General features: G+C 64.0%; 8 protein-coding genes. 5 read left to right on the top strand and 3 right to left on the bottom strand.

Going from position 1 to position 12,302, the window contains the following annotated elements:
- Positions 1-4: 4 nt before the first annotated feature.
- Entirely contained in the window at positions 5-538 is a 534-nt protein-coding gene (locus HWX69_RS07350) for a YqaA family protein (RefSeq protein ID WP_348642996.1), read from the top strand.
- 159 nt (positions 539-697) lie between these two features.
- On the opposite strand, the gene HWX69_RS07345 is transcribed toward HWX69_RS07350, so the two are convergent.
- Positions 698-2,098: a DEAD/DEAH box helicase family protein gene (locus HWX69_RS07345; protein WP_178916427.1), complete on the bottom strand. Its 1,401-nt coding sequence runs from the start codon at positions 2,096-2,098 to the stop codon at positions 698-700.
- Between the two features lie 99 nt (positions 2,099-2,197).
- Here HWX69_RS07345 and HWX69_RS07340 point away from each other — a divergent pair, with 99 nt between their 5' ends.
- Positions 2,198-2,818, top strand: coding sequence for a nucleotide exchange factor GrpE (locus HWX69_RS07340; RefSeq protein ID WP_178916426.1), 621 nt, complete (start codon positions 2,198-2,200; stop codon positions 2,816-2,818).
- A 133-nt stretch (positions 2,819-2,951) separates the two neighbouring features.
- Entirely contained in the window at positions 2,952-4,898 is a 1,947-nt protein-coding gene (gene dnaK / locus HWX69_RS07335; RefSeq protein WP_178916425.1) for a molecular chaperone DnaK, read from the top strand.
- A gap of 275 nt (positions 4,899-5,173) precedes the next feature.
- On the opposite strand, the gene HWX69_RS07330 is transcribed toward dnaK, so the two are convergent.
- Entirely contained in the window at positions 5,174-6,910 is a 1,737-nt protein-coding gene (locus HWX69_RS07330) for a Rieske (2Fe-2S) protein (protein WP_178916424.1), read from the bottom strand.
- A 147-nt stretch (positions 6,911-7,057) separates the two neighbouring features.
- On the opposite strand from HWX69_RS07330, the gene HWX69_RS07325 reads away from it, so the two are divergent.
- A complete protein-coding gene (locus HWX69_RS07325) occupies positions 7,058-7,738 on the top strand; it encodes a hypothetical protein (protein ID WP_178916423.1) in 681 nt (226 codons plus the stop codon).
- A gap of 9 nt (positions 7,739-7,747) precedes the next feature.
- Here the strand turns inward: HWX69_RS07325 and HWX69_RS07320 are convergent, their stop codons facing one another.
- Entirely contained in the window at positions 7,748-10,459 is a 2,712-nt protein-coding gene (locus HWX69_RS07320) for a tubulin-like doman-containing protein (protein ID WP_178916422.1), read from the bottom strand.
- Between the two features lie 151 nt (positions 10,460-10,610).
- Here HWX69_RS07320 and HWX69_RS07315 point away from each other — a divergent pair, with 151 nt between their 5' ends.
- Positions 10,611-12,266 carry a double zinc ribbon domain-containing protein gene (locus HWX69_RS07315; protein ID WP_178916421.1) on the top strand — a complete coding sequence of 552 codons (1,656 nt, stop codon included), beginning with the start codon at positions 10,611-10,613 and terminating at the stop codon, positions 12,264-12,266.
- Positions 12,267-12,302 lie beyond the last annotated feature (36 nt).

The following is a 12,302-nucleotide window of genomic DNA, read 5'->3' as shown; positions in this document are numbered from 1 at the left end:
GGGAGTGGCGTCGTTTTTTGCGGCGCTTCTCGATGCCGTGGTTCACGCCGTCGAAACCGCGACCGGATGGACGGGGCTCGGCATCATCTTCGTCTACTCGTTTCTCATCGCGTTCATCCTCCCTGGGCCGAGCGAAATCGTCCTCGTCGCGCCGCTGGAACTGGGGCTCTCGGGGGCGGCGACGCTCGCGCTCATCGTGTTGGTGAGTGCGGTCGGCAAGACCGTCGGCAGCGTCGTCGCCTTCCGAGTCGGACAGGGAGTGAAACACTCCGACCCGGTGGTGGAGCGCCTCCGACGCTCGCGGTTCGACGTCATCGAGTGGTCGGAGAAACAGACGGTTAGAATCGCCCGCAAGTGGGGGTACGCCGGCCTCGCCGTCGCGCTCTCTGTGCCCTTCTTCCCGGATACGGTTTCGATATACGCCTTCGCCGTCCTCGAGGAGGACGACCTGAAGTTCGCGCTGGCGACGTTCGCTGGGAGCCTCGGCCGGTTCCTCGTCGTCCTCGCGCTCGTCGGCGGGCCGGCGACCCTGCTGTGAGCGGCGGGTGAGCCCTCGTGACAGTTCACAACCCCTACCACCCCATTCAGGCAGTCAAATCAGTGTCGGCGACCCGAGACGCGTCACCGTTCCATCTTGAATGTGACTCACGACACCTCCAACAACAGCCTACGGGGCGTTCCGAGCCGTGAACGTCCGTCAGCGCCGCCGTCTCGCCACGCGCTCTTCGGCCGTCTCACTCGTGACGACCTCGTACAGCAGAGCACGCCCAGTGCGAGACCGCGCCGCGGTCTCGCTGGTTTCTGACCCCACAGGGTCGGAGACATCGCCGTCTTTCGGTCGGAGGATTCGGCCGAGACGCTGGGTAAACTCGCGTTCGCTACCGGACCCCGACAGCACGACGGCGACGTTGGCGTCGGGCACGTCGACGCCCTCGTCCAAGACGTTCGCGGCGACGACGCGGGAGTAGTCCCCTCGGCGAAAGCGCTCCAGAATCTCGCGGCGCTCCGCTGCGCCCGTTTCGTTGGTTATCGGCGGGATGAGAAAGCGCTCGGCGAGGTCGTAGACGAGGTCCGTATAGGCGGTGAAGACGATGACGCGATCCTCGCGGTGGCGGTCGAGGATGTCGGCCAGTTTCTCGACCTTCCGGTCGGCGTTCATCATCACCTCGCGGGCGCGCTGTTTGGCGAGCAGTGCCTCACGGGCGCGGGGATCGGTCCCCGAGCGCTTGACAAGTTCCTGATAATCGCTGCCGCTCCGGAGCTGGATGTTCGACTCCTTGAGGTAATCGGTGAAGATGCCCTGGTGTTCCTCGTATCGTTCGCGCTCCTCGGCTGTGAGTTCGACCTCGATGCGGCGTATGTCGTAGTCGGCGAGGTGCTCGCCGGCGAGGTCATCCGCCGACCGGCGATAGACGACCGACCCGACCAGTTCCTCGATTGCCTCGTGGGCACCGTCGGGGCGTTCGAAGGTCGCCGTGAGGCCGAGTCGGACCGGAGCCGCCATCAGGCGAGCGATATCCCGATACCCCTCGCCACCGAGATGATGTACTTCGTCGAAGACGAGTAGGCCAAAACGGTCACCCAACTCGTCGGCCCGGAGGTACGCCGAGTCGTAGGTCGCGACGGTGATGGCTTCGACGCGCTGTTTTCCGCCGCCCAACTGACCGATTGGGCAGTCGAACTCCGCGCGGAGTTCGCCCCGCCACTGTTCGAGCAAGTCGATGGTCGGAACGACGACCAGCGTCGCGGTGTCGAGGGCGGCCATCGCGGCGATGGCGACGACCGTCTTGCCGCTGCCGGTCGGGAGTTCCAACACGCCCCGGTCGTTGGCCTCGCGCCACGCATCGAGGGCTTCCCGCTGATAGGACCGGAGTTCGTACGTCGTCGAGAGGTCGCCGACCGCTGGCGTATCGAGAACGCGGTCCTCGACGGCAAGGCCGCGATTGTGACACGTCGACAGCAGGAACGGGTACCGAAAGGCGGGGGCGCGGCGGCTCTTCGAGCGCTCGTCGACCTCGACGAACGACAGGCCATCGAGGGCCTCGCCGTCGGCCCCGTCGACGCGTATCGTCCCCTCGTCGTAACGCAGCGTGACCACACCGGCGTTCGGCGACCGGTCGGCTTAATTCCACGGTTCACCGACTGCGGTGCGACCGCTTTCTCAACCCTTATTGCCGGGCGAGAACACGCTTCGGGTATGAGCGATACGGAGCGCGAGGAGGCCGCCAACGGTGAGGCACTCGACGCCGAGGAGCCAACCGAGGCCGAGGACCCCGAGTCCGTCGACGAGGAGACGGCCGATGTCGACGCCATCGCCGAGCGCGTCGCGGATGCCGACCCCGATGAAATCGCCGAGGAAATCGCCGCGCTGCGGGAGCGAAACGACGACCTCGAACTCGAACGCGACGACCTCGAATCACGGCTGAAGCGCAAGCAGGCGGAGTTCCAGAACTACAAGAAGCGACAGGAGAAGCGCCGCGAGCAGGAGCGCGCTCGCGCGACCGAGGACCTCGTGAGCCGTCTGTTGGAGGTTCGGGACAACCTCAAGCGCGCGCTCGAACAGGACGACGACGCCGACATCCGCGAGGGCGTCGAGGCCACCTTCCGGCAACTCGACGAGACGCTCGCGGCCGAGAACGTCGAACCCATCGAGCCCGAGCCCAGTTCGGAGGTAGACCCCCAGCGCCACGAGGTGCTGTTGAAGGTCGAAAGCGACCAACCGGCCGGCACCGTCGACTCGGTCCAGCGACCCGGCTACGAGATGGCCGGAAAGGTGCTCCGGGCCGCGCAGGTGACCGTCGCCGAGGAAGGCGAATAGCGCTTCTGTTTATATTTCTCGGTCACCAATACCGGATGTTCAGAAAACCGCCGGAAGGAGCCGTGACGGCGACAAGCGTGAGTCACCGTATCTAGCAACTTTTAACCGATTCAGACCGATAGGTACGGGCAACATGGCGAGCAACAAGATTCTCGGTATCGACCTCGGTACCACCAACTCGGCCTTTGCGGTGATGGAAGGTGGGGACCCCGAAATCATCGTCAACGGCGAGGGCGAGCGGACGACCCCGTCCGTCGTCGCATTCACCGACGACGGCGAGCGGCTGGTCGGCAAGCCGGCGAAGAACCAGGCCGTCCAGAACCCCGAGCGGACCATCCAGTCCATCAAGCGGCACATGGGCGAGGAGGACTACAGCGTCGAAATCGAAGGCGACGACTATTCGCCGGAGCAGATTTCGGCGATGATTCTGCAGAAAATCAAACGCGATGCCGAGGAGTACCTCGGCGACGACATCGAGAAGGCCGTCATCACGGTGCCGGCGTACTTCAACGACAAACAGCGGCAGGCCACGAAGGACGCCGGCGAAATCGCCGGCTTCGAGGTCGACCGCATCGTCAACGAGCCGACCGCGGCGGCGATGGCCTACGGCCTCGACGACGAATCCGACCAGACTGTCCTCGTCTACGACCTCGGGGGCGGCACCTTCGACGTCTCCATCCTCGATTTGGGCGGCGGCGTCTACGAGGTCGTCGCCACGAACGGCGACAACGACCTCGGTGGCGACGACTGGGACGAGGCCATCATCGACTATCTCGCCGACTCCTTCGAGGAGGAGAACGGCATCGACCTCCGTGAGGACCGACAGGCCCTGCAGCGACTGAAGGACGCCGCCGAGGAGGCCAAAATCGAACTCTCCTCGCGAAAGGAGACCACCATCAACCTCCCCTTCATCGCCGCGACCGACGAGGGGCCGCTCAACCTCGAAGAGAAGATGACTCGCGCGAAGTTCGAGTCGCTGACCAGCGACCTCGTCGAGCGCACCGTCGGCCCGACCGAACAGGCGCTCTCGGACGCCGGCTACTCGAAGGGCGACATCGACGAGGTCATCCTCGTCGGCGGGTCCACCCGGATGCCGCAGGTTCAAGAGAAAGTCGAGGAGATGACTGGCCAAGAGCCGAAGAAGAACGTCAACCCCGACGAGGCCGTCGCGCTGGGGGCGGCGATTCAGGGTGGCGTCCTCTCCGGCGATGTCGACGACATCGTCCTCCTCGACGTGACGCCGCTGTCACTCGGTATCGAGGTCAAGGGCGGTCTCTTCGAACGTCTCATCGACAAGAACACGACCATCCCGACCGAGGAGTCGAAAATCTTCACGACCGCAGCGGACAACCAGACCTCCGTCAACGTCCGTGTCTTCCAGGGCGAGCGTGAAATCGCCGACCAGAACGAACTGCTTGGCGCCTTCCAGTTGACCGGCATCCCGCCGGCCCCCGCCGGAACGCCGCAGATCGAGGTGTCGTTCAACATCGACGAGAACGGCATCGTCAACGTCTCCGCGGAGGACCAGGGCTCCGGTAACTCCGAGGAGATCACCATCGAGGGCGGCGTCGGCCTCTCCGACGAGGAAATCGAGGAGATGCAGGAGGAAGCCGAGGCTCACGCCGAGGAAGACCAGCAGCGGCGGGCGTTCGTCGAGGCACGCAACGAGGCCGAATCGTCCATCCAGCGCGCCGAGACGCTTCTGGAGGAGAACGACGAGGAAATCGACGACGACCTCCAGTCCGATATCGAAGCCGAAATCGAGCGCGTCGAGGAAGCTCTCGAGGAGTACGCCGAGGTCGACAGCGACGAACTCGACGAGGCCTCCGAGGCGCTGGAGTCCGCAACCGAGAGCCTCTCGGAGCAACTGCAGGAAATCGGCAAACAGATGTACGAACAGCAGGCCGCAGGCGGTGCTGCGGGCGCTGGCGGCCCCGGCGGCGCAGCGGGTGCCGGCGGCATGGGCGGCATGGGCGGTGCCGGCCCCGGTGCGGGTGCGGGTCCTGGCGGCGCAGACGGCGACGGCGAGGAGTACGTCGACGCGGACTTCGAAGACGTCGACGAAAGCGACGAAGAGTAGCGAGACGCGACGGTCGGGGCGTCTCGATGCGAGCGGGGAGGAACGACCCGCGAGCCTGAGTCGCTTTCGTCGGCTCGTCAGAGCGTCGCTCTGACGGTGTCGACGACGACGAGGAGTAAGGCGACTTCGAGTCGTCGGCTCGAAAAACGAACCGAGTGAGTGTTTCAATGGCTCGGAACGCGAGGGGTAGCGAGTGTTCCGAGTTGGACGAAGGCGACACGCCTTCTGATTGCGTCTCGCTGTGAGCAGCACGATGCTACGCGGGGGAGCCGAACTCACTCCGCCTCGTGGAGCCGCTCGCCACGGTGGAGCCGCGTTGCGATGGAGAACGTGCCCTCGAACTCCCGGCGAGTCGGCGTGTGAGCGGCGAGATAGCGAGCAGCCGCCACCATCGCGAGACGCCGCTCGTCGGGCGCTTCGAGGGCGTCGAAGCGGCGGAACGCGGCACCGACGTTCTGGAGCGTGTGGAAATCCGCATCCTCTCGCAGGAGTCCACGGCCGAGCACGCGCTTGAGGTCGGCGGGGTCACCGTCGGACTCGAAGTGCTCGACGACGAGACGGGCGGTGCGGTTGACTCCTCCCTGTTCGTCGAGAGCATCGAGAATCTCCGAACGAATCGCCTCGGGGGCACGTCCCCCGTCCGCATCCGGTACCGGTGCGCGTGGGCTGTTGAGGAACCGGTCGAGGTAGACGCTCATCGCACCGTCGAAGCAGGCCCGGTACAGTTCCGTCGCGTCGGTTCGGGCGGCGAGTTCGTGGGCCGCGTTGGCGTAGACGAACGTATGGTGGACGGTGTCCCAGTCGCCGAACTCGTTGTTGGTCGCGAAGTACGCGACCCGCCGAGTGGCTGCACGGGCGACGGCGTCGGCGAGTTCTTGCTGGGTCGCGCCGTCTGCGATAGCATCACACAGCGCCTCGAGTATCGTCTCGGGGTCGTCCGTGAGCAGCGTCTCGACGAACCCGTTGGGTTCGGTCCACTCGCGATTCCGCCCGGCGGCGACGAGGTCGTCGAGTCGGTCGTGGGCGTCGAAACACAGCGCGGCGATGTCGACCGGCTGTCGCCACGAGGAAAGTTCCTCCGAGCGGGTTCCGTCGGTGAACCGAGGGACAGTCGAGGCGAGCACCGCCGGCGCGTGCTCGTCCCACCCGAGATGGTCCAGCGTTGAGAGAGCGCTGTTGAGGAAATCCAGCGTGTGGCTCGCGTCCATATACAGGTGGTCGGTGGCAGTGGCGACGAGCATCTCGACGACCTCGTCGGGCGACAGCGCGTCGATGGCAGTCAGGAGCGTCCGTTCGGCGCCGTCCGCGTCTCGCACCTCGCAGTTCTCACGGAACCACGACTTCAGTCGGGACTTCGAGAGGTCGCGGTTCCGGAAGGCGTACTGCTGGAATCGCGGGGCCTCGCCGGCCACGTCGTCGGCCACCTCGCGAACGCCGGTGAACATCGCTCGGCGTTTGTCGCGGCCGGCGACCTGCGGGTATAACTCCGCCATGTACGACAGCGTCGTCAACCCCCTTCCCCACCCGGAAGCGCGGTACTTCGTTCCGAAGTCGACCGCGGTTCGCAGCGGCGTCTCGAAGCCCATCCCCTCCTCGTCGAGTCCAATAGTTGCCTTGGCCATGACCAGTGGGATGTCCTCCTGAAGCCCGTCGGCGAGTCGGTTCCGCCAGCGTGTGGCCGGCTCGACTGTCGGTTCGGGGTCGGGGTCAAGGAACACTTGGCCGTCGCGGAGTTCGACGGGAAACGTCTGTACGTCGTCGGCCCAGGGGTCGAACGTGTCGCCCTCTTCCAGTTCGAATCGGGCGTGATGCCAGTGGCAGGTCAACATCCCCTCGTCGACGGTCCCTTCGACGAGCGGAAACCCCATGTGTGGACAGCGGTTGTCGACGGCGTAGATCTCTTTCTCGTGGTAGAACAGCGCGATTGTCCGTCCGTCTTCGGAGACGACCGTCCGACCCTCGGCTTCGAGGTCGGCGAGGTCACAGACGGGGACGTACGATTCCGTTCCCATGCTTGGTATTTGGTAGCATAAGGTATAATCGTTCGCTGAAGCGCGTTTTTGTTTGAATTCTATGAGGTTCTGTCCACGCGGAGTCGAACGCATCGGCGGACGGTTGCCAAAGAACTAAATCTCCTCCGTGTCGGGTGAATACTGTCCATGACACGACTGTACGGAGACGCAAAGCGGGTTGCCGTGGTGGTTGTCGTCGCGACTCTGTTTTCTTCTGTCTTCGCTGGGGTGGCCGCCGCGGACGTCGAGGTCGGCGGCGAGTTCGACGGAACCCTCGCCGGCTACGGCGAAGACGCCGAAACACCGAACGAGATAACCGTCGACGGGCAGTTCACCGTCGAGGGCGAAACCGCGGTCAACCCCGAACTCGTCATCGAGGGAACGGACGCGGCAGTCCTCGACACCGATTCGATAGATGTGTTCGTCGAGGGAAGTCAGTCCATCTCCTTCGACCGCCAGTACCGCGCGGGAGAGGTCCGGTTGACGCCCGAAGAGGGTGAAATCCCTGCCGGGACGACCATTCGCGTGGAGTTCGCCACTTACTTCACTGGCGGCACCACCGACGAACGAATCGACGCTGGAGCGGTGACGGTGAACTACGAAACCGAGGGCGGCACGCCCGGCGACTCGTCGTTCACCGCCCAGGCCAACGCGTCGAACAGCCCGGATAACCGGATCGATTCGCTTCAGTCAGAGATAGCGGACGGAAACCAGACCAGTCTCGTCATGCAGGCGCTCGCCGGTATCGGCGGACTGGCCATCGTCGTCGCCGTCGTCGGCGGCGCCGTCGTCATCTATCGTCGGCGCAACTCCGGTCCGGACTGGTAGTCGAGCGGTTCAGTCCGCAGTCGCTTCCTCGTCGACGAACTCGATTTTGATTCCCTCGCGGTCCTCGAACTCGCGGGCGTACTCCTCGAGCAGTTCCTCCCAGGAGACGTTGCCGGCCAGCCACTGCCGTTTCTTCTCCGAGGGCGGCGACAGTTCCTGAACGGCGTTCCAGCCGAGGCTGACCCCGTCGAGGGACTGCTTCCACCCGCGGAACCCGGTGGCGCCGTCCTCGTAGTTATCCCAGAGGACGCCCTGATAGAGGTAGCTGACGACGCCGTCGCGGCTGATGAACTCGTGTTTCAGTTCGCCCTCGCCCGTGTCGCCGGTTTCGAGGTGGACGTACTCCAGTTTCGGTTCCGGCGGCATTGGCAACTCGATGGTCTCGTTGATGATGAACGCCGACCGGATGTCGCGGCCGTACCACTCGGGATAGGCGAAGGCCAGTCGGTAGTCGTCCCAGTGCTTGGCGACGAGGTCATCGAGACCGCCGTCGTCGGCGTAGGTGTCGAGTTCCTGATATAGCCGCAACACGTCGATTGGACCGGTTCGGACGTAGGCGACGAACTTGACGCGATGGGAGTCGTAGCTGTCGTCGGTGTAGCGGTTGTACCCCGAACTCGCCGTCGAAACGCGCTCGAAGGAGATGACGTCCTCGTTGTCGTCGTCGTAGACGATGTACATGTCCGTCTCTATCATCCCGAGACTCTGGAAGTAATCGAGAGCGTCGTCGGGCGCGTCGTCCTCGTCGACGTCGAGGACGAGTCGTGGTTCCTTCTGGAAACACCGCTCGTAGCGCCGGGCGATGGCCTCGAGGAAGTCGTCGCGGTCGACGTATCCCTCGTCGAGATACGACTCGATGTCCGTGAGGTCCGTCTCCAGTTTTTCGAGCGTCACCTCCTCGAGCGCCTCGGCTTCGAGGGGCATCCGTGCGATGCGAAGCCCCGATTGGTCGGGGTCGGTGAGTTCACGACGAAGCGACGTGAGGTCGTCTCGGGCGTCGCCGAGTTCGCGTTTCTTGTGTTTGAGTCGACTCTCGATTTCGGCACGCTGGTCGACGATACCGTCGCCGAGGTCGTTGAGTCCGTCGTAGTCGTCCTCGACCTCTCGGAGCCGTTCGAGTGCCTCCTTCAGGTTCGATAGCCTGCTGTCGAGCTTCTCCTCGCGGCCTTTGATTCCGGGCTTGCCGTCCCAGAAGGACTCCTCGGCCTCCTCGAGTTCGACCTTGGTGTCCTCGATTCGGCCCCGGAGGAAGTCGAAGAGGTTTCGCGCCTTCTGGTTGACCCGGGACACGTCGCCGAACTCGGGGTGTGAGGAGAGTTCGAAGTGTTTCCACATCTCCGAGACAGTCTCCTCGCGGTTCTCGCGGATTTTCGGTTCTTGCTCGTCGAGGGCGGACTCGATTTCGTCGAGGGCGAAGGGGACGAACCGGAGGTCGTGTTCGGCCTCGACCTGGTCGAGTACCGACGCGATGTCCTCGCGGGTCCGGTTGACCATGTTGACGCCGCCGCCGAGGCTGTTGTCGATTATCCCGCGGACTTCGCGTTTGATCTCGCTCGCCTCCTCGGGGTCGAGTTGCTCGAAGACGACCTCCGAGTTCCGCACGAGGTGTTCGATAGCGTCGAGGTCGGAGTCCGTCTCTTCGAGCGAGGAGCGACCCGCATACAGCAGGCTCTCCAGCGCCTCGATTTCGGCTTTCGTCTCACAGTAGGCCCGGAGCGTCTCGTGGGGAATCTCGACCTCCGTTTCGACGACGGTTCCGACCCGGGGGTCGGTGTCGGAGACGCCGGAGACGTTCTCCATATCGTCGCCGTGTTTCGCCATCGTGTAGATGGATTCGGCGACGGTGTTGTCTATCACCTGGTCGTAGCGTTCGATTCCGGCAGCGGCCTGTTCGCCCTCGATTTTGTCCTCGTTGACGCCGACGAGGAAGTAGTCGTTGAACGGCTGGGTTTCGAACTCGAAGGCGTTCTCCTCGAGGGCCGCGTCGATGGCGTCGCTCGTCGAGGCGGCGCCATCGGCGTCGTGTCGGGAGTGAATCGGGAGTCGAAGCGTGTCGTTGGCGTCTGCGTTGAGCAGGTGTTCGAGGTCACGCAAAGCGGCGTAGCTGTTGGCGTAGTACCGCCCGTCGTCGCCCGGGAGCTGTTTGATGTCGCGACCGAACTCGAACTCGGGGACGACGCCGAACCCGCCGAGGTAGGCGAACATGTTGTTGCGGTTTCGGATGTTCTCGGCGAGGTGGTGGAGAATGCCGGTCAGAATCGGGAACGTTCCACTTCCAGTACCGCCGCCGAGGGAGTTCACCAACAGGATGTTGATGTGTTTGTTCGAGGACGTGAGCGCGGTCTGGTGTTCCTGTCGGAACCGGTTGACGTTGCGCTGAATCGTCTTGAACACGTCGGAGAAACTCGGCTCCTCGGGGTTGTCGAACTTGTAGCGACCGACGGGACGCTGTCGTTCCGCGCCTTTCGCTCCGAACCGCATGCCGCCGGTCAAAAACGGGTACTCCTCGCGGTGCGTTCCGACCAAAGTGTCGGGGGTCTTCAGATACAGGTTCTTCTCTATCGAGGAACCGTTGAGCTCGCTCATGTTCGAGTCGACGATCAGATAATCGAAGTACGCCGACTCCTCCTCCGGGACGTGTTCCTTCAGGGTTTCGAGCACTTCGATTCCCGCCTGTCCCACCCCGATGAGAAACGTCGGTGACGGCTCTTTGCCAGCCATGTTAGGCTAAACAGAAATCAGTTATTTAATCCCTTGGGTCGCCTCAAAACCGAGCGACGGAGTCCGACTAAGGCGTCGGGTCGACCACCGGATTACCGAACGACCAGACTGCCGGCGAGACGTTTTTATTGCTGGCCGAATCAGTCGGCGTGTGAACCGACGCGGGGAGCAGGGTGCGACGAATCGGAACGCCGCGGGAATCGTCCAAGCGACGACGGTTCGCCTCGACACCGCCACGGAGGGCACCGTCGAACTCGATATCGAGTACGACTTCGCCGACCGGCTGACGGGCTGTAGCGTCGCGATTCCCTCGACGCTCGCCGTCGACGGCACGCGGGGCTTTCGGACGAACGGTCGGCAGTACGACTGGGATGGGACGACGAACCCCGCACGGTTGAGCGGGAGCCTCTCGGCAGACACCGGCGGACCGGGGACTTACCAGTACGTCGATGCCGGCGATTGGGCTATCGTGCAGCGTCCGCAGCTGAGTATCGCCTATCAGTACCGGGGCGCTGAACCGACGCTACAGCGCCGCTACGACGTCGACGGCAAGGGCGTCACCAGTTCCGACGGCTCGGTGATGTATCTGGGCCGCCACGACGAGTACACCGACACCACCGCTGGCCAGCGGTTCCGACTCGTCGTTCCCGAGGCGGCGGCGCTTCGCCCGTCGGTCGACGCCGTGCTGTCGGCGCTGGGCGACGCCGCCGCCCGCCTCGACGTCGGCGGTCGAAACGACGAAGTCCTCGCCATCGCCGCCCCGACCGGCGTCGGGTGGGGCTCACTCGGCGTCCAGAGCGGCGCAAACGGCTTCTGGGCACAGGACGACTGTCGGCTCGACAACGTCAACAACACGTGGGTCCACGAGTACGTCCACACGCGACAGGAGTGGGACCGGTCGGCGTCGACCAAGTGGCTCGTCGAGGCGACGACGGAGTACTACGCGTCGCTTTTCACCTACCGTCGCGGGCAGGCACCGTTCGCAGGGTTTCACAACTACGTCTCGACGAGCCGCGATTCGGGGTCGGTGCTTGTCGACCCGAAGCGGTGGACCAGCAGCCAAGCCTACTACACGAAGGGTCGTCGCGTTCTCGCCGCTCTGGACCTCGAAATCCGCGAGTCCACCGACGGCGAGTCGACGTTCCAGGACGTGTTTCGCCGCATCAACGCCTACGACCGACCGCTCACGCACGACGCCTTCGTCGACATCGTCGCCGAGGTGGCTGGTCGACGACTCGACGACTGGCTCGACCGCTACGTCTGTGGCTCCGCTGCCCCCGAAATCCCCGCCGACGAAGCCGCCTTCGAGTCGCCATCGTCGATGTCGGGAAGTGGTGGACCGACGCCGGGACCAGAGGAGCCAGAACCGGAAACAGAACCAGAACCAGAACCGGAAACAGAACCGGAAACAGAACCAGAACCAGAACCAGAACCGGAAACAGAACCAGAACCAGAACCAGAACCGGAAACAGAACCGGAAACAGAACCAGAACCAGAACCGGAAACAGAACCGGAAACAGAACCAGAACCAGAACCGGAAACAGAACCGGAAACAGAACCAGAACCAGAACCGGAGACGATTCCGTGTCCGGTCTGTTCGACCGAAGTCCCGGAGGACCGTCAGTACTGTCCGGCCTGTGGACAGTCGCTTCACGAGCAGTGTCCGGTGTGTGGAACGGGCGTCGAGGGGGAGGTGTACTGTCCGGAGTGTGGCAGCCGCCTCGAAGAGGCCTGTCCAGTCTGTGATGCGACCCGGGTCGATGACGAGCGATTCTGTGAGCAATGTGGGCACGACTTCGAGGCGTGACCCGTTCTTTTGAAGTGTCTCAACCGATTACCCCCT

Origin of the sequence: Natronomonas gomsonensis, assembly GCF_013391635.1 — an archaeon.
Lineage (GTDB): Archaea > Halobacteriota > Halobacteria > Halobacteriales > Haloarculaceae > Natronomonas > Natronomonas gomsonensis_A.
This window is presented reverse-complemented; position numbering and strand designations above follow the sequence as displayed.

Bases quoted from the DNA above. Each gene is read 5' to 3' on its own strand.
- dnaK (WP_178916425.1), top strand. From the start codon at position 2,952: ATGGCGAGCAACAAGATTCTCGGTATCGACCTCGGTACCACCAACTCG.
- HWX69_RS07325 (WP_178916423.1), top strand. From the start codon at position 7,058: ATGACACGACTGTACGGAGACGCAAAGCGGGTTGCCGTGGTGGTTGTC.
- HWX69_RS07330 (WP_178916424.1), bottom strand. From the start codon at position 6,910: ATGGGAACGGAATCGTACGTCCCCGTCTGTGACCTCGCCGACCTCGAA.
- HWX69_RS07340 (WP_178916426.1), top strand. From the start codon at position 2,198: ATGAGCGATACGGAGCGCGAGGAGGCCGCCAACGGTGAGGCACTCGAC.
- HWX69_RS07320 (WP_178916422.1), bottom strand. From the start codon at position 10,459: ATGGCTGGCAAAGAGCCGTCACCGACGTTTCTCATCGGGGTGGGACAG.